Origin of the sequence: Wenyingzhuangia sp. 2_MG-2023, from assembly GCF_030548295.1 — a bacterium.
Classification (GTDB): Bacteria; Bacteroidota; Bacteroidia; order Flavobacteriales; family Flavobacteriaceae; genus Wenyingzhuangia.
The window spans coordinates 44,329-66,588 of sequence record NZ_JAUOSB010000006.1 but is presented as its reverse complement, the minus strand read 5'-3'; the positions used below and the strand labels follow the sequence as shown (position 1 = coordinate 66,588).

Genomic DNA, 22,260 nt, shown 5'->3' with positions numbered 1-22,260 from the left:
AATGGTAGAGACATTAAAAAGAATATTTATCAAAGGTGGAGTGACGACTCCTAATGAGTTAAAACAAGTAATTCAACTAGCCAAAGCCCTCAATCTAGAAAGTATTAGCTTTGGTTCTAGACAAGATATTTTATTACCCGTAAAAGAAAACCAAGAACACTTATTAAAAACCTATTTTCCAGAATTCAAACAAGATATTGAACAAAACCTTAAGTTTCAAAACATTGTTTCTTCCTATGTTTGTACCGATGTTTTCTCTCAAACATCGTGGTTAAGTGGTACAACTTATTTATACCTTCATGAGGAATTCAAGTACAATCCTACCCTTAAAATCAACTTGGTTGACCCTCAACAGAATTTGATTCCTATTTACAACGGACACTTGAATTTTATTGCTTCTAAAAATGAAGATTATTGGTATTTAAATTTAAATCTTCCTGGTTGGAACAAAGACATCAATTACCCTGTTTTGGTATTTACTTGGAACATTTCCAAAATAGCTGAAGCTATAGAGAATGAATACCAAAATTATGATAATGTTCAAGATTTGTACAACCGAATTAATGAATTGGTAGATTCTAACAACAAAGTAATTACTGAACCGTTAAACATTCCACACAAACCATTTCCTTATTATGAAGGAATGAACAAAATGGGAATCAGTCAATATTGGTTAGGATTGTATTGGAGAAATAATAAATATGACATCAATTTTTTAGACGAGTTTTGTGATTTTTGTATGGATTACAGAATCAGTAGAATTTGTATCACTCCATGGAAATCTTTCATTGTAAAAGGAATAGAAAAGGAGTACAAATTTATGATGGAAAAATTTTTAGGGCAACGAGGAATCAATGTTCGTCATTCTTCATTAGAATTGAACTGGCATTTACCAGTTAACGATCCTGAAGCTTTGAAACTAAAACGATTCATTGTAAAATCTTTTGATCAAAATGATATTAGCACGTATGGCTTGACGTTTGGATACCATGATAGAAGCGAACATCCACAGTATTTTACTTCTATGATTATCGAAAAAAATCCATCTCCAAAAATGGCCAATGAGTTTGAAACCATCAACTCATACAATGTATTGTACTGTAAAAACTTCAATCCAAATACTAGAGAATACATTCCATACGCTCAAAATGTAGAAGAAATTGAATTGCCAGGATTATTGATGAAGTTGAGTCAATTGTACTTTTTACAACTAGATTCCAACTCAGAAAACATTGAAAAACCAAAAGAAAACAAAGACACAGGAATTTCTGAAAACAAAGTTCACCAATGTAAAGATTGCATGACTGTATATGATGAAGAAATTGGAGATGCCGAAGCAAACATAGAACCTGGAGTTGCTTTTGAGGATTTGCCTAGCGATTATACTTGTAATTTATGTGGAGCACCAAAAAACACATTTCAACAAGCAGTTCTCCAAAAATAAATCCTTAATTTTATTCTCCTTTCAGAACAAAATAGCATGGATAAAAATTTTATGGTTAGCATTGAAGAAGCAATGGAATTGGTACAACATACCACTCCTTTTGGATGTGTAAAAAAAACACCACTATTAGCGGCTTTGGATTTATTTTTAGCCAAGGACATTCATGCTCCTATCAACATGCCTCCATTTCATCAATCGGCTATGGATGGTTATGCTGTTTTGTTTGATGAGACACATCAAAATGATTTTGTTTTGGTAGATGAAATCAAAGCGGGAGACAACAAGCAACGAATATTGAATATTGGAGAAGCCGTAAGAATTTTTACCGGTGCTCCTACTCCACCCAATGCCAATGCAGTCATCATGCAAGAAAACACTTCTGTCAAAGAAAATGTGTTGACAATAGACGACATCCTTAGCAAAAACAAAAACATTCGTTTGATGGGGGAGCAAATTCAACAAAACCAAATTGCATTACAAAAAGGAGAAAAACTAAATCCAGCAGCTATTGGTTTTTTAGCAACTTTAGGAATTACAGAAGTAGAAGTATACAACAAACCAAAAATTACAATTGTAGTTACAGGAAACGAATTGGCTACTCCTGGAACCTCCTTAGAATCTGGTCAAATTTATGAAAGTAACGCTATAATGCTTCAAAGTGCTTTGCTTAAAAAAGGATTTACCAATATTAGCATCACCAAAGTAAAAGATGACTACACAGCTACAAAAGAAAGTTTAAACACAGCTATTCAAGAAAATGATTTTGTGCTTATTTCTGGTGGAATTTCTGTTGGAGATTATGATTTTGTTGGAAAAGCATTGTTAGAATTAAACACAGAACAGATTTTCTACAAAATAAAGCAGAAGCCTGGAAAACCGATGTTTTTGGGAAAAAACAACAAGACAATCATTTTTGCTTTGCCCGGAAATCCTGCATCTGCATTAACGTGTTATTACATTTATATTGAGTCTGCATTGCAAAAATTTATTGGAAATCCAGCATATCAAAAAAACACAATTGACCATATACTAGAAAACGATTACGATAAGAAAGGGATTAGAGGAGAATTTTTAAAAGCAAATACAAACGGTACAGGAGTTCAGATTTTAGGAAGTCAAAGCTCTGCCATGCTCAATACTTTTGCCAAAGCAAATGCCCTAATTTATTTAAATGAGGGAGTAAGAACCTATAAAAAAGGAGAAGTGGTCAAAACTTTTCTAATTGATTAAATTTAAGATTGACACCATGGAAAAAAACATTACTGGGATCATTCTAGCAGGAGGAAAAAGCGCTCGTATGGGAACGGATAAGGGTTTTATTACGCTTAACCAAATCACCTTTACCCAACACATCATCAACAGCCTATCTCCTATTGTTGATGAAATTATCATCATTAGTAACAATGAAAATTACGATAGATTTGGAGTGAAAAGAATTCCTGACTGCGTGTCTAATTTTGGTCCCGTTGCTGGTGTATACTCGGGACTAAAAGCTAGCAAAACAGATTACAACATTATAGTAAGTTGTGATGCTCCAAAAGTAGATTTAGAAGTTTTTAAACCCTTGCTAAAAGAACGTAATAACTGTTACGATGTAGTACAATACATTGTTAATACTAAAACAACACCACTCATTGCTATGTACCATAAAAAATGCATAAATATATTTGAACTAGCTGTCCAAAATAAAATTCATCAATTGCGTTTTGTACTAGAGCAATTAAATTGTAAAACCCTAATAGCAAGTGATGAAATAAAACCAAAGCTTGTAAACATCAATACACCTGTAGACCTAAAACAATACAATATATGTTAGTAACCGTAAAATATTTTGGAATGGTAGTAGAAAACACGCTAACCAACTCCGAAGTAGTTGCTATTGAAGCTCTTGATCCAACAATAAAAGATCTAGAAAAAATTTTACAGAACAAATATCCTAGTTTAGCAAACATTACCTACAACATTGCATTAAACCAACAAATACAAGAGAAATCTACAAAAATCAACGATAGAGATGAATTGGCATTTTTACCTCCATTTGCAGGAGGTTGATTATCTTTGCCCATCAATCGTATATAAAACAGGAGGAAAATGAAGAAAAAAAATGTTTTTATAAAAGGAGCCATTACTCCTGATTTTATTGCAAATTCTATTACCAAACACCAAACAAAAACAACTATTGGAGCTCATGATATTTTTTTAGGTCAAGTGAGAGCTGATGAAATAAAAGGTAAAACCGTAGCTGCTATTGATTATACAGCTTACGAAGAAATGGCCAATTTAAAATTTGACGAAATTAGAGAAACTACTTTTGTTAAATTTGAACTTACCTGTATGCACATTTATCACAGTTTAGGAACTGTAAAAGCAGGAGAAATTTGCTTGTTTGTTTTTGTCTCTTCACCTAGAAGAAAAGAAGCTATGAAAGCATTGGAATACTTGGTTGAGACCATCAAAGCTGAAAGTCCAATTTTCGGGAAAGAAATCTTTGAAGACGAAACACATCAATGGAAAGTAAACTCCTAGACATTAGACTTTAGCCCCTAATTATTAACTCATTACACAAAAACACAAAACGCCAAAAGCTTCGAACATGGTTGACATCACACATAAAAGCAACACCCTAAGAACCGCAACAGCCCAAGCAATTGTGCTTGTTAGCAAGCAAGAAACTATTGACGCTATTAACAACAGAACCGTTCCTAAAGGAGATGTGTTTGAAATGAGTCGTGCTGCTGGGCTGTTGGGAATCAAACAAACTCCTTATTTATTACCAGATTGTCATCCGTTACCTATTGAATTTACTGGAGTAGAGTATCAAATAAATGGACTGGAAATTACTGTTTTAATGACCGTAAAAACGATTTACAAAACAGGGGTTGAAGTAGAAGCTATGCACGGAGCAAGTGTTGTAGCAATAAACATGTATGACATGCTAAAACCTATTGACAAACAAGTAGAGATAGGTTGTATTAAATTGTTAGAAAAAAGAGGTGGTAAATCTACCTTTCATAAAAAAACAGGAAAAGGACTTAAAGCTTCTGTGATTGTTTGTTCGGACACCATTTCTGCAGGAACCAAAGAAGACAAAGCAGGAAAAGCCATTATTAAAAAATTAAAAGAGTGCCAAGTAAGCATTGGTGAATACACCATTATTCCTGATGAAAAAGACATTATACAAGAAAAAGCACTGAGCAACAGTTTAAAAGATTTTGATTTGATTGTTTACACAGGAGGAACAGGATTGTCTGCAAGAGATGTAACCCCCGAAGCTTTAATTCCGTTATTAGAAAGAAGAATTCCTGGAATAGAAGAAGCCATTCGTAGCTACGGACAAGAAAGAACTCCGTATGCAATGTTGTCTAGAAGTGTTGCAGGAGTCTTAAACAATACCTTAATTTTAGCTCTACCAGGATCTACCAAAGGAGCAGAAGAATCTATGGAAGCTATCTTTCCTGCCATTCTTCATATTTATGGAGTCATCAAAGGAGAAAGACATTAATCAATTAAATTTCCGAGTGATGATACTGAACGGAATCAAAGTAAGCAGAAAAGCAACACATAAAACTACAGCATATCAAAAAAACCGACAACATATTGATAGATTCATTTGAAAGGGAACACACCTATTTGCGAATTTCAATTACAGAAAGATGCAATTTAAGATGTACCTATTGCATGCCTGCACAGGGAATTCCGCTTTCTCCTAAAAGTCATATTATGACCTATGATGAAGTCTACCAAATTGCTAAAAAGTTTGTAGAATTGGGTGTAACAAAAATCCGTATTACAGGCGGAGAACCTTTGGTTAGAAAAGATGTAGAAATTGTGCTTAGAAAATTGGCCAGTTTACCAGTGGAATTGTCTATTACAACCAACGGAATTTTGATAGATCGTTATCTTGATGTTTTTAAAGAATGTAATATTCGTAAAATAAACATAAGTATAGACTCTTTAAATACTGATAAGTTCAACCAGATTACACGTAGAAAAGATTTTGACAAAGTTGTTCAGAACATTCAATTGTTTACCAAAGATGATTTTTTCAAAGTAAAACTAAACTGTGTGTTGATGAAAGGATTCAATGAAAATGAAATTAATGATTTTATCGAATTGACTAAAAACACAAAGATCAACGTTCGTTTTATAGAGTTTATGCCTTTTGATGGAAACAAATGGAATTTAGAGCAACTGGTTTCTTACGAGAGTATTGTCAACACTGCTGAAGCACATTTTAAAAAAGAGAATGTCATCAAAATAGAAGACGAACAAAACGATACTTCTAAAAACTACAGAATCAACGGTTATGTAGGAAGTTTTGCTATTATTAGCACGGTAACCAATCCTTTTTGTGACACCTGCAATCGTATTAGATTGACTGCCAACGGTAATTTAAAAAATTGTCTTTTTTCTGATGGTGAAACCAACTTATTAGAAACTTTGAGAGCTGGTGGAGATATAGAAAAACCCATTAAAATTGCTGTTCTATCCAAAAAGAAAACTCGTGGAGGCATGGATACTCAGCTAAAATTTACTTCTGAGGAATTGAGACTCAACAACCGAAGCATGATTGCAATTGGGGGTTAGTATATTCTTTACTTTTTTTATTCTGAACCGTTGCTTTTCTTAATTTTATATAAAAAGTACAAAATGAACAACTTCAATAATTTTTTTGATATTGAAATTATTACTCTTGGAGAAAATAAAATAAGAATTTTCAACATTTTCTTGGTACTACTCATTTTCATTTCTACAAAATTGCTTTTGTGGGGACTTGCCAAATTCATCAAAAAAAGAAGCACGCTTAACAACAATCACAGCAATACCTACGCTATGATTCAGATTAGTGCTTACTTTTTTTGGATTTTAGCCATTGTTCTTATTTTGGAAAGTTTGAATATAGATGTTAAATTAATTTTAGCGGGTTCTGCTGCTCTTTTGGTGGGTATTGGTTTGGGGCTACAACAAACATTCAACGATTTTATTTCTGGATTGATTTTACTATTTGAAGGAACCACCAAAGTGGGAGATATTTTAGAAATTGATGGAGATATTGTAAAAATTCAAGAAATTGGTTTGAGAACATCCAAGACAATTAATAGGTACGACATATCTGTCATCATTCCCAACTCATTAATTACCACCAATAAAGTTATCAATTGGAGTCATCAAGAAATAAACACTCTATTTACTCTAAAAGTAGGTGTGGCTTATGAAAGTGATGTCGCTTTGGTTATTGATATTTTAAAAAAATGTGCCAATCGTCATCTTGAAGTTGTAAAAAAGGAACAAACAGATGTTCGTTTTTCTGACTTTGGGGGTTCATCATTAGATTTCACACTAATTTTTTACACTCAAAATATTTTTTCTGCAGAAAAAATTAAAAGTGAAATTAGAATTGATATTGCCCAAACATTTAAAACAAATAACATTACATTTCCATTCAATCAACTGGATGTTCATATCAAAAGAAATGAATTATGAAAAACACATTTTTAGACAATACTAGTTTAATAAAATACTCCAAAGAGACTCATGAATGTGAACCTATTCAGAATATAGAAGACATCAGTTTTGTTAGTGAGGACAAATCCATACATTGGTTAAACACCTACGGAACCAACTACACCAAGGAATTCAAACAAATTATACATCACACCTATTTAGATGATTTTCTACTCAAATTGATTAGTGATGAAAACCACCCTAACAAAGTTTTAGAACTAGACAATGTGATATTTGTTGCCATTAAAGTATTAAAAACAGAAACCGATAATTTTAATACAGAACAAATGTTTTTCATTTTAGCTCCCAATCATTTGTGGAGTATTCAAGAACAAAAAGGGGACTATTTTGAATGGATTAGAGAACGCATCAGAGATAATAAAGGGATTGTTAGATCTAAAAAAAATGATTATTTGCTGTTTTTATTGTTAGAATCCATTATTGACAATTACGAAGAAACCTACAATAGTTTGTCTTCATCAATGACTACGCTTATGCAAAAAAGTGATGTAAGACCCACACCTGAGTTTACTCAGAATGTAGAAAAAGAAAAAAACACCATCATCACGTTTAAAAAAGCAGCGATCAGTTTAAGAGATATCATAGCTAAAATTGAAAAAATAGAACATCATAAAATCAACAAAAAATTCTATAGCGAACTAAGCACACAGGTAAACAACCTACTAAACACTATTGATTTTGACTTGCAAGAAATGGAAAGTAAAATCAATTTGATTTTTAGCATTCAAGGTCACAGGTTGAACGAAGTAATGAAAACATTGACCATATTTTCTGTTATTTTTATTCCTCTTACCTTTTTAGCAGGAATTTATGGAATGAATTTTAAAAACATTCCTGAATTAGAAACCGAATACGGATATTTTGTACTGCTAGGTGTGATGCTTCTGATTACTTTGGTTTCCATTTATTTATTTAAAAAGAAAAAATGGTTTTAAGAAACTCATATTCAAACATATATTTCAATCAAATTCTTTAAATTAGAGTTTTTTTTCAACATGTGCTAACATATAATCCTTTCAAAACAAGACTATGACAACCGAAAACACCAAACTAATGCAAATGGCCAGAGAATCCCTAAACGGAAAATGGGGAATTGCCATCGGTGGATTTTTAATTTACACCATTATTATTTCTATTGCATCTTATGCATCGCTAATTATTGCAGGCCCTTTTTATTTAGGAATTTGTCTTTTTGCCCTTAACATATCAAGAGGAAAAGAATTTAAAATTGAGCAAATTTTTAAAGGATTCAACTATTTTGTAAATGCATTACTAGCTTACCTTCTTGTATTTGTTTACGTTTTTTTATGGTCGTTATTACTAATAGTTCCTGGAATCATAAAGGGATTGTCTTTCTCTATGGTCTTTTTTATACTTGCTGATGATCCTGAGCTAAACTACAGCGAAGCTTTGAAACAAAGTGAAGAGATGATGGATGGACACAAGTGGAAATTTTTTAAACTGAACCTTAGATTTTTAGGTTGGGCAATTCTTTGTCTTCTAACCTTAGGAATTGGTTTCTTATGGTTGATTCCTTATATGTATGTTACTTATGCTAAATTTTACGACGATTTAAAAATTGATCCATTGCAAGAAATAGGAGAAAGTATCTAGAAAAATTAGAATTTTCTTTTCAACAATTATAAAATCCCATCATTTTGATGGGATTTTTTTGTCTAAAAATATTTATTAAACAAAAAAATAGTTAATATTGTGTTCGCACACGAAAAACAATATTCACAATAAAAACGACAAAAAAATAACATTAACATAAAAAATAAATCTATGAATCACTTTTTCATCACCCTTTTGTCATTTCTTTCGATAGTCACAACTTCTTGTCAAGCAAAAAAAGAAAGTATTCCTTGGAAAAATTTAATCCAAAACAACACTTTAGAAGGTTGGACTGTAAAAGGCGGAAAATCCATCTATGAATTAAAGGATGGAGTAATTACGGGTACAACTATTAAAAACGAACACAACACATTTTTAACCACTAACAAACACTACGGTGATTTTATTTTAGAATTGGAATATTTAGTAGACCCTGAAACAAACGCAGGAATACAAATAAGAAGTAATAGTTTTCCTGAATACAACAACGGAAGAGTGCATGGATATCAAGTAGAAATAGACCCTTCTGAAAGAGCTTGGAGTGGTGGAATTTTTGAAGAAGGTAAAAGAGGTTGGTTAAATGATTTAGAAGACAATGTTTCTGCTAAAAAAGCATTCAAACACGGAGATTGGAATAAATATAGAATAGAAGCTATTGGTGATACTATTAAAACTTGGATCAATGGAGTTCCTGCTGCTCATTTAGTAGATAATGAAACAGCTTCTGGTTTTATAGGATTGCAAATCCATAGAGGAAAAGCAGGAAGGCAAATTAGATGGAAAAACATTAGAATTATTGATGAAAATGTAAGAAAATACGCACAAAAAACTCCTGTTACAGTAATCGTTCCTCGTAACAAAATTACCGCTAGCGAAAAAGCACAAGGTTGGGAATTACTATGGGACGGTAAAACCAAAAATGGTTGGAAAGGTGCAAAATCAGATGAATTCCCTAAACAAGGTTGGAAAATTAAGAACGGAATTTTATCTGTTTTATCTTCTGGTGGAGCTGAATCTGCTGCTGGTGGAGATATTGTGACCAAAGAATCTTTTGGTGATTTTGAATTAATGGTAGATTTTAAATTAACTCCAGGTGCTAATAGTGGAATTAAATATTATGTAGATACAAACATTAACAAAGGACCGGGGTCTTCTATTGGGTTGGAATACCAAATTTTAGACGATGCTTTACATCCTGATGCAAAAAAAGGAAATCATGAAGGAAGCAGAACTGTTTCTTCTTTGTATGATTTAATTCAAGCAGACACAAACAAACCTATCAAGAAAATTGGAGAATGGAATACTGCTTACATCAAATCGGTAAACAACCACGTAGAGCACTGGTTAAATGGTGTAAAAGTTTTAGAATACGAAAGAGGAAGTGACGATTTTAAAAAATTAGTTTCAGAAAGTAAATACAACAAATGGAAAGGTTTTGGTTTGTTAAATAAAGGAAGAATTTTATTACAAGATCACGGAGATCTAGTTTCCTTCAGAAATATTAAAATCAAAAAACACTAACATCAAACTTTATTAAAAATGGATACTAGAAGAGATTTCATAAAAAAAACAGCTACAGGTAGTGCAGGACTAATTTTAGGAGCATCCTTATTACCAAACTTAGGATACTCAAATATAGTAGGATCAAACGAAAGATTAAATGTAGCAGTTATTGGAGTAAGAAGTAGAGCTAGATCTTTAACAACTGCTATTAGTAAATATGCAGAAGCTAAAGTTGCCTATACCTGTGATGTAGATGATTTGATTATTGCTAAAAACAATATATTCTGTCAAGAAACTTTAGGATACGTTCCTCAAGTAGAAAAAGATTTTAGAAAAGTATTAGACGATAAAAGTGTAGATGCTGTATTTATTGCCACTCCAGAACACTGGCATGCACCTATGGCAATTATGGCTTTACAAGCAGGTAAACATGTATATGTAGAAAAACCATGTAGTCATAATTTACACGAAAATGAATTGTTGGTTGCTGCTCAAAAAAAATATGGAAAAGTTGTTCAAATGGGAAATCAGCAGCGTTCTGCCATTACTAGTAAAATAGCTGTAAAAGAAATTAAAGAAGGTATTATTGGTGATGTATTTAAAGGAGAAGCCTATTACAACAACAATAGAGGTTCTATTGGTGTTGGTAAAAAAATAGCAATTCCTAAAACATTAGACTGGGACCTATGGCAAGGACCCGCTCCTAGAGAAGCTTATAGAGATAATATTCACCCATACAATTGGCACTGGTTTAAAACATGGGGTACAGGAGAAATTCACAACAACGGTACCCACGAAATTGATATATGCAGATGGGCTTTAGGAGTAGACATTCCTAAAACAGTAACTTCTTTTGGAGGTAAATATACTTATAAAGATGATTGGGAATTTGCAGACAATCAACAAGCTACTTTTACCTATGATGATGATAAATTTATTACTTGGACAGGACACAGTCGTGGAAAAATAATGCCAAACCAACCAGGACGTGGTGCTACTATTTACGGAAATAAAGGTTCAATTGCTTTAAGTCGTGGTGGGTATACCTTATATGATTTAAGTGGTAAACAAATAAAACACATTTCTGAAAAGGGGAAAAACGTAACCTTAGGAACAGCTGGTGGAGGTAGTTTAGATGTAAAACATATTGCTAACTTCTTTAATGCAATCCGTTTAGGAGAACAACAAAACTCTCCTATTGCAGATGCTAGTATCACTACCATGACTTGTCACTTAGGAAATATAGCTCAAGACTTAGGTAGAACCTTACATATTGATACCAAAACAGGAAGAATAAGAAAAGACAAAAAAGCCATGAAACAATGGAAACGTGATTACGAAAAAGGTTGGGAACCAAAACTATAAAACACCTAATAACTAAGTAAAAACAACCTTAATTCATAAATTAATTTCATTACCCCTTTGAAACTAATTCCTGATTACAAATCAGTTTATACAAAAGCTCTCCTAATTGGAGAGCTTTTGTTTGTAAAAACAATACTTTACCATAGATTTCCAAAAGAAAAACAGATAAAATAAAAAATCATAGGCTTATTAAATACCCCATCACTAACTGCCAAAAACAGAATTGTAACAACACAACCAAACCTAAAAACACTGTATGAAAACGGCAAAAAATCTTGTCTTCATAGAGCTTTTTCTATGGATAGAGCTATAAAACTTTTCGAAAATAAATTGGAAAATACTATAGCTTCTTTTATACATGCATTTGCAGTATTGGGAAATGATTGTCAAATTGTTAATACCAACAAAACAGCGATTAACGTGATTGCCAAAATTCACAACGATGAAAGTTATTTTTTAACTGTATTGATCACATTACAAGATCATATCAACGCTAATTGAATTTTAAAATCAACAAAAATGAGTAAAACAGTAATTGTATTATTATCGGATTCAAAATGAGGTTCTGAAGAAGTTCTAGGAAGATTCTTCAATGTTTTATTTGCAACTTATGAGTTTAAACAAGCAAATGAAGAAGTAAAAATCATACTTCAAGGAACCGAAACTAGATATCTAAAATTGAATCAAAACAAAAACCATCCTGTTATTGCTTCGGAATTTCAGGAATACTCTAGATGCAAACCAAAAGTAACCGCAAAAAAATAAAGTGAACCTTTCGATTCACTTTATCATTTAATTTATTTTACCTTTTCTAAGGATTTGTAGACCAAATTCCAGCATCTTTCACAAACACACGTCTATTTAATTTTAACTGAGAAACAATTAGCTCTGCAATATCTTCCGGCTGCATTACTTTTTCTGGATTTCCATCAGTCAGATTCAAATCAATGGCCATATCTGTAGCAGCAGTACTTGGTGCAAGAGCTGTAACTCTAATATTGTGTTTTCTTACTTCTTGCATCAAAGACTCTGTCAATCCCATAACAGCAAATTTAGAAGCACTATAAGCACTTGTAATAGCAGCTCCTTTTAAACCTGCAGTAGAAGAAATATTTACAATATCTCCTGTATTTCTTTCAATCATTTGAGGCAAGAAAGCTCTGGTTACGTAATAAGTACCCATTAAGTTTACTTGAATTACTTGTTCCCAATCTTTTACCTCTAGCTCCATAAATTTACCAAACTTACCAACTCCTGCATTGTTGATCAATATATCAATGGTATTAAACTTGGTGAATACCACTCCAGAAGCTTTGTTTACAGACTCTAAAGAAGCTATATCAGCCACCACTGTAATTGCTTTTACTCCCAAAGCCTCAACTTCTTTTGCCACAGACAACAAATCTTCTGCTGTACGTGCTAACAAAGCTATATTTACTCCTTCGGCTGCCAAAGCCAAAGCTATCGACCTTCCAATTCCTTTTCCAGCTCCTGTAATTAATGCATTTTTTCCTTTTAAACTCATCCTATTTATTTTTTTGGTTTTTAAATCTAAAATAATCTTTATTTGTAAGAGACAAAAAGTATAATAACAGGAATTGTGCCATTTTAAATCTTATTCTACAAAAAAAGAGTTCTTATTAAGAACTCTTTTTTAATTGACTATATTTTATAAAACTAGGCTTCTAAAGCTTGTTGAATATCAGCAATAATATCGTCTATATGTTCCAACCCTAAAGAACATCGAACCATTCCATCAGTAATACCTACGGCCAGTTTTACCTCAGCTTCTACCTTAGCATGAGTTGTACTTGCAGGATGTGTCACAATGGTTCTTGTATCTCCTAAATTGGCTGACAATGAACACATTTTAATGTTATCAAAAAACTTTTTACCGCCTGCTACACCACCTTCTACTTCAAACGCTACAATGGATCCTCCTAACTTCATTTGTTTTTTGGCGATCTCATATTGTGGGTGCGATTTTAAGAAAGGATATTTTACCCATTTTACTTTGGGATGACTTTCTAAAAACGTTGCCAACTTAAGTGCATTGTCACAATGTCTGTCTGCTCTTACTGACAATGTTTCTAAAGATTTAGACAATATCCATGCATTGAAAGGACTCATGCACGGTCCTGTCAAACGAGAAAATAAATAAATTTCACGAATCAATTCTTTTTTCCCCACAGTAACTCCTCCCATCACACGGCCTTGACCATCCATTAATTTGGTTGCTGAGTGAATGACCAAATCTGCACCAAATTTGATAGGTTGTTGCAAATAAGGAGTTGCAAAACAGTTGTCTATAATCAGTAAAATCCCATGTTTTTTAGCAATCTTACTCAACACTTCCAAATCCAACACATCTACACCAGGATTTGTAGGAGTTTCTGCATAAATAAATTTGGTTGTTGGTTGAATCAAACTTTCTATAGAGGCAACATCTTTTACATCAAAATAAGAACAATTGATGTTCCATTTCGGAAAATATTTGGTAAACAATCCGTGTGTTGCACCAAATACAGAACTACAAGAAACCACATGATCACCAGCACTTAGCAAAGCCCCAAATGTTGAAAAGATAGCTGCCATTCCGCTTGAAAAAGCAAAACCATCTTCTGCTCCTTCCATCAAACAAACTTTCTCAATAAACTCGTTGGTATTTGGATTGCTGTATCTGCTGTACAAATCACGTTGTTTTTCTTCTGCAAAAGAAGCTCTCATTTCTTCCGAATCTTCAAAAACAAATCCCGATGTTAAATACAAAGGAACTGAATGTTCAGAAAACTGTGTTCTTTCTGATTGTGTTCTTATCGCTAAGGTTTCGAAGTTTTTTTTATCGCTCATTTTATTCGCTTTAGTACAAAGTACAGAGTACTGTGTACATAGTTTTATTCTTTCTCTATTTAACTTAATACTGAATACTCAGTACTTTGTACTACTTAAATTTACAATTCTAATTCTGTCAATCTCATAATATCTCCAAACACACCTCTGGCAGTTACTTGTGCTCCTGCTCCTGCTCCTTGAATTACTACGGGTTGATCTCCGTAAGACTCTGTATAAATCTCAAAAATTGAATCGGCTCCTTTTACTTGTCCTAAGGCGGAATCGTTTGGTACAGAAACTAATTTCACCTCTAAAACTCCTTTATCCGAAGCTAAATCTCCATGTAAATCTCCAATATATCGCAATACGTGATTTGGTTTTTGATTGTCTTTTATTTCTTGATAGATTGGATCTAACTCATTCAATTTTGACAAGAATGATGCCGTGTCTCCATCTCTTAAATGTTCTGGAATCAAATTGTGAATCTCCACATCGCTAAATTCATTTTGCAAGTCTAACTCACGAGCCAAAATCAACAATTTACGTCCAACATCATTTCCATTCAAATCTTCTCTAGGGTCTGGTTCTGTAAATCCTTGATCAGAAGCTTCTTTTAATACCTCGCTAAATTTCACATCCTTAGCTGAAAAATTATTGAATAAATAACTCAACGTACCAGAAAAAACACCTTTGATTCTCGTAATATTTTCACCCGAAGCATGCATCAACTTAATAGTATCAATCAACGGCAAACCAGCACCTACATTCGTTTCATACAAATATTGTTTTCTATTTTGTAACAAGGCAACACGTAATTCTTTGTAATAAGCTAAAGATTTGGTATTTCCTATTTTGTTAGACGATACTAGATTGAAACCATTCTCTATCAATGGAATGTAGTTTTCTGTCATTTTAGAACTGGCAGAGTTATCTACGGCAATTAAATTACCCAAATGATTGGCTTGTGCATACTTAACAATTTCAGAAATTCCTTTGTATGAAATTCCTTCCTCTTTCAAATCTTGTTTCCAAGTAGTTGTGATTCCCTCTGCATTGAAATAGACTTTTTTAGAATTTGCTACAGCAAATACATTCAAATCAATACCTCTGCGTTTTAGAATATTTTCTTTACTTTCTAAGACTTGCTTGATCAATGTTCCACCAACCAAACCAACACCAAACACAGCTACATTTATCTTTTTGGCAATTCCAAAAATCTCACCATGCATTACATTTACTGCTTTTCTCAACTCTTTATTTTCTATCACCAAACAAACATTATTTCCTGTCACAGTATTGTTTATCAACAACGGACTGATGTTGTTATTTACCAATGCAGTGTATGATGTATTGAAAGAACTCAACGAATTCCCCAAAATAGACACCACTGCTACTCCTCTAGTAATTGTAATTTTATTGATGTCATTACTCAAAAAATCCAAATTGAACTCATTCCCTAAAGCGTCTTTGGCTTTGTGTGCATCTTTACCATTAACCACAAAACTAATTCCACGTTCAGAAGAACCTTGAGATATGATTCCCACACTTACGTTTTCCTTACTCAACGCACCAAACAAACGAGCATCAATTCCCACTTTTCCTAACAAACCTCTACCTTCTAAACTTACCAAAGCCATGTCTTCTTGTACAGAAATAGCTTTTATTCCATTCTTAGAAGTTGGTTCTGCATTGATCAATGTTCCTGGACTTTCTGGTTCAAATGTGTTTTTAATTCGCAAAGCAATGTTCTTCTGAACCAAAGGAATAATTGCCTTTGCATCCAATACATTGTCTCCCAAATTTGCCAATTCATTAGCTTCTTTGAACGACAAATGATCAATTTTCTGTGCATTAGAAACCAAATTAGGATTGGCTGTATAAATTCCACTAACTATGGTATAATTTTCCAGTTCCTCAGCATTCAAATACCCTGCAATCATAGAAGCAGAATAGTTACTACCATTGTTCCCTGTAGATGTTGTTTCACCATCCAACGTAGCTCCTACAAACCCTGTTACAACAGGAACAGTAGCTGCCAAATCTATTGTTTTAAAATATTTTTTAGTATTTTCTTCAGTAATTTCTTCTAACAAAGTTGCCTCTCCGTATACTTTATCCGTTTTAAACAAGTCTCTAGAATCTACATAAAGAGCATTCACTTTTTGTTCTTGCAATAATGTACAAATCAATTTACCTGCCATCAACTCCCCGTACGAAGTAACCAAATCTTTAATTTTAGGACTGTAATCTCCCAACAAATTAACTCCTTCAAAAATCTTTTCCAAAAACCCAAATTCTTTAGAAAAGTCTATCGTAGGATAAGGGGTTACTTGATACGTTTTAAAAGACTCAAAATCATCTTTATAGGCATCTCCTTTTTTAGCTTTCTCCAACAAGTCAAACAGCATATCTGTAGCATTTCCTCTTGCAGAAACCACTACAACTAACTCTTCTTTCTTGTTAATTTTATTCAAAAGAATGGAAATTACACTTTGAATTCCATCTCCATTAGCCAATGATTTCCCTCCAAACTTTAATACTTTCATCTTATTTTGATGTTTATTTATTTTTTGTTGATTTGTTTAGTCTGCACTCTTAAACAGTTTAGTTACAGGTCAAACAAACTCTAACTCTGTTTTCGACTCCAATCGAACATCTACTTTATTTAACAGTTACTTTAAAACCAACATTTAAAAATCTGTTCTCTGTACTTTTAATCTTCGTACCTCAATTAAAAACTCAATTCTAATTATACACTCTGATCTAAAAAACTTCTTTTAACAACTCTCTTAACTGATTATCTTCTACCAAAAATCCATCGTGACCATGGATAGAAACAATCTCTTTGTAAACGGAATCTACACCTACTTTTTGTAAAATCTCATGTGTTTCTCTATTTTCTTCTGGCACAAAAAAGAAATCAGAATCTATACCAATCTGAATTACTTTTGCCTTAATTTTTATTGCAGTTTCTTCAAATGTACCCCGCCCTTCAGTAATATCTAAAGTACTTAACAAATGATTGACCATTTTGTAGGCTTTCAATTCAAATCTCTGTTCTAATTTGTAACCGTGGTGCAACAACCAACTTTCTACATTGGATATTCCCAAAGCATCATTTTGTGTTCTGTTGAATTTTTCCTTAAATGATGCCGCTGTCCGATAAAACAACATGGCCATCATTCGAGCATCGTGCACTGGTTTTTTTGAATTGGTTAAAATTTGCTCTTGTACTTTGTTGTGTGCTAAAATCCAATCTGTAGCTTTCCAATCAGAAGCAATGGGAATTACATATTCCATCAAATTTGGAAACAAAACTGCCATTTCCCAAGCAATTCCTCCACCTAGAGAACCTGCTAAAATTGCGTGCAATTTGTGAACTTCTAATTCTTCTAACAACATTCCAAATAACTGAGCAACATCTCTTGCCGTAAAACTTTTGACATCGTCAATTAAATTTTCTGGTTTGTTATCATATCCATTTCCTGGAATATTGATTGAAATTACGGTGTATCTATCTGTATCTACCAAGTTTCCTTTAGATACAATTCCTTTCCACCAACCTGTGTGTTCTCCTGCCACATCGGAATTTCCTGTCAAAGCATGATTTACCAATACAATAGGTGCTGTATGCAATGGCTGTCCAAAAATTTCATATGAAAGTTCCAGACTAGAATAATGCACACCTACCAAGGTAGTGTAATCTTTGAGGGTTTTATGTTGTAAACTTTTATTCAATGACTTCAAAAATTTATAACTCAATGCCTATCTACTCTAAAACTTAAGAGCGATTTTTGGCCGTGTGTAAAATGTGTTATCGTGAATTATTGGGAATTTTTCTGAGTTATCTATCCAACAATTGTTGGTAGAACGTAGCACCTTCTTTTTTAGAAATTTGAGTATTTACTAAAAAAGGGTTGCTAAGGCTTCACAGGGTCTATTCCCTCTACCTTTCATGATAACATACTTCAATACATAATGAGCTGGTGGCAAAGCTATAAATTATATTATACATAACCAACTTAATTTACAACCGATTCTTTTTTTGATTTCTCACACAATTCTTTATTGTATAAACATCCAAATAATAAAAAACTAGCTTTCTGTTATTTTGTATGATTTTTGAAGACAAAAGAAAAAACAAACAAAATGAAATTAGCAATACAACTTTCTCTTGGCTTTCTTTTTTTCTTAGGAAGTTCATGTCAACCTAAAAAAGAAAAAGCAGCCCTTATTACAAATCAAAAAACAGCTAACAAAGCAACTCAAATAATAACAGAAGCTATTCAGAAACATGGAGGAGATTTGTACAAAAAAGCTTCTTATCGATTTAATTTTAGAGGCAAAGAATATTCTTTTACCAACAACAATGATGAGTACAAGTACACGGTAAAAAGTACTTCTGAAAATCAACAAACTTTAGATATTTTAGAAAATGGTGAATTTTCTCGTCAGAAAAATCAAGAACTAGTAACTATAAATACTGATGAAAGTGCTAAGAAGGGATCTGCCTTAAACTCTGTCATTTACTTTGCTTTATTACCTTATAAATTGAATGATATGGCCGTTAACAAACTATACAAAGGAGCTGTTACTATTCACAATCAAACCTACGATGCCATACAAGTTACATTTAATGAAGAAGGAGGTGGAGAAGATCATCAAGATGTTTTTTACTATTGGATAAACCAAACTACCAAAACCATGGATTTTTTAGCTTATAAATACGAAGTAAACGGAGGAGGCATTCGTTTTAGAAGTGCTTACAATCCTAGAAATGTTGAGGGTATTTTATTTCAAAATTACATCAATTACAAAGCTCCCAAAAACACTTCTATGGATGTATTACCAGAGTTGTTTGAAAAAGGACAATTAGAAGAAGTTTCTAAAATTGAAATTGACAACATCACTAAATTATCACATCCTTAAAACTGAAAGAGTAATTTTGAATCCTAAAAAAAGCCATCATTTAAATTAATGATGGCTTTGATTTTTTTAGAAAACGGATCTATTACAATTTGCTCAATGCATTTACGATATCTGCTTTTAAATCTTCTACATTTTCCAACCCTACAGACAAACGAATCAAGTCTTGTGTAACACCTGCACCCGCTTGATCTGCTTCACTCAACTGTTGATGTGTTGTACTTGCAGGGTGAATGATCAAAGATTTTGTATCTCCAATATTTGCTAACAAAGAAAAAATTTCTGTAGCATCTGTAAATTTCTTAGCAGCATCAAAACCACCTTTCAAACCAAACGTTACCAAACCACTCTGTCCATTAGGCAAGTATTTTTGAGCCATTTCGTAATACTTACTACTCTTTAATCCTGGATAATTAACCCAAGCTACCTCATCTCTACTCTCTAACCATTCAGCCAATTCTAATGCATTTGCACTGTGTTGTTTGATTCTTACAGGTAAAGTTTCCAATCCTTGAATAATTTGAAAAGCATTGTAAGGACTTAAGGCTCCTCCAAAATCACGCAATCCTTCCAAAATCAACTTAAAAGTAAACGCTGCTGCACCCAAAGCATCGTGATATACCAAGCCATGGTAACCTGCAGAAGGCTCTGTAAATTCAGGGAATTTTCCATTTGCCCAGTTAAAAGTACCAGCATCAACAATGGCTCCTCCTAAAGAAGTCCCTTGTCCTCCAATATATTTTGTCAAAGAGTGAATTACTAAATTTGCCCCATGTTTGATTGGGTTTAACAATGCTGGAGAAGCTACTGTATTGTCAACAATAAAAGGAACTTCCGCTGCTTTTGCTTGTTCAGCAATAGCTTCTAAGTCCAATACATCTAATTTTGGATTCCCTAAAGATTCTACAAAAAAAGCACGTGTATTTTCTTGTACTGCAGCTTTAAATTCTTCTGGATTGGTGGCATCTACAAAAGTAGTTGTTATTCCTAACCTTGGCAATGTAACATTTAGCAATGTAAATGTTCCTCCGTACAAACTACTAGAAGCCACAATATGATCTCCAGCTTTCAACAAAGTCATCAATCCTGTTGCAATTGCTGATGTTCCTGATGCAAAAACCACTGCTCCAACCCCACCTTCTACAGCCGCCAAACGCTCTTGTAAAACTTGGTTGGTTGGATTGTTCAATCGTGTATAAATAAACCCTAATTCTTTCAAACCAAATAAATTGGCTGCATGATCGGTATTGTTAAACACGTACGATGAAGTTTGGTAAATAGGTACTGCTCTAGTTCCTTGTGTATTAGCCACATCGTGTCCAGCATGCAACGCAGCTGTTTCAAATTTTTGATTGCTCATTATTTTAATTTTTAATGGTTTCTAGTCACTAACCGACAAATATATAAAACCTAGAAAGAGATTGCTAGCTACAAGTACTTAAATAAGAATAGTTTTAAATTAAACGCTTTATTTCATTTCTTTTTTATAATTTTGCCCCCACTTAAGGGGAAAGATTTGAACTGATTGCCACCTCTTTTACAATGAAGAACTTATATTATACAATAAACATTTTATTGTTTCTAAAAGTATAGTTCTTAGTTGTATAAAATAAAGTGCTAAAGCAGTAAACTTCTACTTCTTTAGCCGACTATGGCATTCAGCGTACTGAATTTTTAATCAAAAACAAAAAAATAGATATGTCATATTTATTTACATCGGAGTCTGTTTCAGAAGGACATCCAGATAAAATTGCAGATCAAATTTCTGATGCATTGATCGATCACTTTTTAGCTTACGATCCTGATTCTAAGGTAGCTTGTGAAACATTGGTAACTACAGGACAAGTAGTATTGGCAGGAGAAGTAAAATCTAAAGCTTATTTAGATGTACAGCAAATTGCTCGTGATACCATCAACAAAATTGGATATACCAAAGGAGCTTATCAATTTGATGGTAATTCTTGTGGAATATTATCTGCTATTCACGAACAATCTCAAGACATCAATCAAGGTGTTGACAGAGCTAGTAAAGAAGAACAAGGTGCAGGTGACCAAGGAATGATGTTTGGTTATGCAACCAACGAAACAGAAAACTTTATGCCTTTGGCATTGGAAATCTCACATCGTTTGTTAAAAGAATTGGCTGCTTTGCGTAGAGAAATGAAGGACATTACTTACTTACGCCCTGACGCAAAAGCACAAGTAACTTTACAATATTCTGACGATAACAAACCAGAACGAATTGAAGCGATTGTAGTTTCAACGCAACATGACGATTTTGGACCCGATGATGAAAGTATGTTAGCTAAAATTAAGGCTGATATTATCAATATATTAATCCCACGTGTAAAAGCAACTTTTAGTAAAGAAGTTCAAGCACTGTTTGGAGATGACATCAAGTTTCACATCAACCCAACAGGGAAGTTTGTGATTGGTGGACCTCATGGAGATGCTGGTTTAACAGGTCGTAAAATTATTGTAGACACCTACGGAGGTAAAGGTGCTCACGGTGGTGGTGCTTTCTCCGGAAAAGACCCTAGTAAAGTAGACCGTTCCGCAGCTTATGCAACTCGTCATATTGCTAAAAACTTAGTAGCCGCAGGTGTTGCAACTGAAATTTTAGTGCAAGTTTCTTACGCTATTGGTGTGGTAGAACCTATGGGTATTTTTGTAAATACTTACGGAACTAGTAAGGTAGATTTCACAGATGGACAAATTGCAGAAATAGTAACTTCTATTTTTGACATGAGACCTTTTGCTATTGAATCAAGGTTAAAGTTACGCAACCCTATTTATACGGAAACTGCTGCTTACGGACACATGGGTCGTACTCCTGAAGTTAAAACTGTTCGTTTTGAATCTCCTTACGAAGGAATTAAAGAACTAGAAGTAGAAACTTTTACTTGGGAAAAATTAGATTATGTAGACAAAGTAAAAACTGCTTTTAACTTGTAAAAAAGTTCGTTTAAAAATACTTTTAAAAAAAGCCTTAACAATAATTATTGTTAAGGCTTTTTGGTTTTCCAAGCTTATTTAGCTAACTTAAAAAA

The 22,260-nt window shown here is 33.2% G+C and carries 20 protein-coding genes and 1 riboswitch; of the genes, 15 read left to right on the top strand and 5 right to left on the bottom strand.

The window, feature by feature from the left end; translation table 11 throughout:
- Position 1: 1 nt before the first annotated feature.
- From Q4548_RS08775 to Q4548_RS08715, 13 genes are all read left to right on the top strand, one after another.
- Positions 2-1,444 (top strand): rubredoxin, encoded by a 1,443-nt coding sequence (locus Q4548_RS08775; protein ID WP_303453830.1) that lies wholly within the window; start codon positions 2-4, stop codon positions 1,442-1,444.
- Between the two features lie 36 nt (positions 1,445-1,480).
- A complete protein-coding gene (gene glp / locus Q4548_RS08770; protein ID WP_303453828.1) occupies positions 1,481-2,674 on the top strand; it encodes a gephyrin-like molybdotransferase Glp in 1,194 nt (397 codons plus the stop codon).
- The gene (locus Q4548_RS08765; protein ID WP_303453826.1) at positions 2,667-3,260 is read left to right on the top strand and encodes a molybdenum cofactor guanylyltransferase; all 594 of its coding nucleotides are present in this window, start codon (positions 2,667-2,669) and stop codon (positions 3,258-3,260) included. Before glp ends, Q4548_RS08765 begins: the two co-directional genes overlap by 8 nt.
- Positions 3,254-3,496, top strand: coding sequence for a MoaD/ThiS family protein (locus Q4548_RS08760; protein WP_303453824.1), 243 nt, complete (start codon positions 3,254-3,256; stop codon positions 3,494-3,496). Before Q4548_RS08765 ends, Q4548_RS08760 begins: the two co-directional genes overlap by 7 nt.
- Positions 3,497-3,535: 39 nt before the next feature.
- Complete coding sequence (locus Q4548_RS08755) at positions 3,536-3,970, top strand: molybdenum cofactor biosynthesis protein MoaE (protein WP_303453822.1); 435 nt, start codon at positions 3,536-3,538, stop codon at positions 3,968-3,970.
- A gap of 67 nt (positions 3,971-4,037) precedes the next feature.
- The gene (moaCB, locus tag Q4548_RS08750) at positions 4,038-4,946 is read left to right on the top strand and encodes a bifunctional molybdenum cofactor biosynthesis protein MoaC/MoaB (protein ID WP_303453820.1); all 909 of its coding nucleotides are present in this window, start codon (positions 4,038-4,040) and stop codon (positions 4,944-4,946) included.
- A gap of 74 nt (positions 4,947-5,020) precedes the next feature.
- Positions 5,021-6,031, top strand: a complete 1,011-nt coding sequence (moaA, locus tag Q4548_RS08745) for a GTP 3',8-cyclase MoaA (RefSeq protein ID WP_408068631.1) — start codon at positions 5,021-5,023, stop codon at positions 6,029-6,031.
- A 63-nt stretch (positions 6,032-6,094) separates the two neighbouring features.
- Positions 6,095-6,928, top strand: coding sequence for a mechanosensitive ion channel family protein (locus tag Q4548_RS08740; protein WP_303453818.1), 834 nt, complete (start codon positions 6,095-6,097; stop codon positions 6,926-6,928).
- Positions 6,925-7,905: a CorA family divalent cation transporter gene (locus tag Q4548_RS08735; RefSeq protein ID WP_303453816.1), complete on the top strand. Its 981-nt coding sequence runs from the start codon at positions 6,925-6,927 to the stop codon at positions 7,903-7,905. The genes Q4548_RS08740 and Q4548_RS08735 overlap by 4 nt, the downstream gene beginning before the upstream one ends.
- A 94-nt stretch (positions 7,906-7,999) precedes the next feature.
- Positions 8,000-8,584, top strand: a complete 585-nt coding sequence (locus Q4548_RS08730; RefSeq protein WP_303453814.1) for a DUF975 family protein — start codon at positions 8,000-8,002, stop codon at positions 8,582-8,584.
- Positions 8,585-8,755: 171 nt separating this feature from the next.
- Positions 8,756-10,105: a DUF1080 domain-containing protein gene (locus tag Q4548_RS08725; protein ID WP_303453812.1), complete on the top strand. Its 1,350-nt coding sequence runs from the start codon at positions 8,756-8,758 to the stop codon at positions 10,103-10,105.
- A gap of 18 nt (positions 10,106-10,123) precedes the next feature.
- Positions 10,124-11,452, top strand: coding sequence for a Gfo/Idh/MocA family protein (locus Q4548_RS08720; protein ID WP_303453810.1), 1,329 nt, complete (start codon positions 10,124-10,126; stop codon positions 11,450-11,452).
- Between the two features lie 297 nt (positions 11,453-11,749).
- Positions 11,750-11,953 (top strand): hypothetical protein, encoded by a 204-nt coding sequence (locus Q4548_RS08715; RefSeq protein WP_303453809.1) that lies wholly within the window; start codon positions 11,750-11,752, stop codon positions 11,951-11,953.
- A gap of 310 nt (positions 11,954-12,263) precedes the next feature.
- Here the strand turns inward: Q4548_RS08715 and Q4548_RS08710 are convergent, their stop codons facing one another.
- The 4 genes from Q4548_RS08710 to Q4548_RS08695 form a co-directional block, all read right to left on the bottom strand.
- Positions 12,264-12,977, bottom strand: a complete 714-nt coding sequence (locus Q4548_RS08710; RefSeq protein ID WP_303453807.1) for a 3-ketoacyl-ACP reductase — start codon at positions 12,975-12,977, stop codon at positions 12,264-12,266.
- A gap of 152 nt (positions 12,978-13,129) precedes the next feature.
- Positions 13,130-14,302: a PLP-dependent aspartate aminotransferase family protein gene (locus Q4548_RS08705; RefSeq protein WP_303453804.1), complete on the bottom strand. Its 1,173-nt coding sequence runs from the start codon at positions 14,300-14,302 to the stop codon at positions 13,130-13,132.
- Positions 14,303-14,403: 101 nt separating this feature from the next.
- Positions 14,404-16,830 carry a bifunctional aspartate kinase/homoserine dehydrogenase I gene (thrA, locus tag Q4548_RS08700; protein ID WP_303453803.1) on the bottom strand — a complete coding sequence of 809 codons (2,427 nt, stop codon included), beginning with the start codon at positions 16,828-16,830 and terminating at the stop codon, positions 14,404-14,406.
- A 217-nt stretch (positions 16,831-17,047) separates the two neighbouring features.
- Complete coding sequence (locus Q4548_RS08695) at positions 17,048-18,022, bottom strand: alpha/beta fold hydrolase (protein ID WP_303453801.1); 975 nt, start codon at positions 18,020-18,022, stop codon at positions 17,048-17,050.
- 103 nt (positions 18,023-18,125) lie between these two features.
- Positions 18,126-18,249: riboswitch (SAM riboswitch) on the bottom strand.
- Positions 18,250-18,433: 184 nt separating this feature from the next.
- On the opposite strand from Q4548_RS08695, the gene Q4548_RS08690 reads away from it, so the two are divergent.
- Positions 18,434-19,213 carry a DUF6503 family protein gene (locus Q4548_RS08690; RefSeq protein WP_303453799.1) on the top strand — a complete coding sequence of 260 codons (780 nt, stop codon included), beginning with the start codon at positions 18,434-18,436 and terminating at the stop codon, positions 19,211-19,213.
- A gap of 82 nt (positions 19,214-19,295) precedes the next feature.
- Here the strand turns inward: Q4548_RS08690 and Q4548_RS08685 are convergent, their stop codons facing one another.
- A complete protein-coding gene (locus Q4548_RS08685; protein WP_303453797.1) occupies positions 19,296-20,570 on the bottom strand; it encodes an O-acetylhomoserine aminocarboxypropyltransferase/cysteine synthase family protein in 1,275 nt (424 codons plus the stop codon).
- 338 nt (positions 20,571-20,908) lie between these two features.
- Here Q4548_RS08685 and metK point away from each other — a divergent pair, with 338 nt between their 5' ends.
- Positions 20,909-22,165, top strand: a complete 1,257-nt coding sequence (gene metK / locus Q4548_RS08680) for a methionine adenosyltransferase (protein ID WP_303453795.1) — start codon at positions 20,909-20,911, stop codon at positions 22,163-22,165.
- Positions 22,166-22,260: the final 95 nt, after the last annotated feature.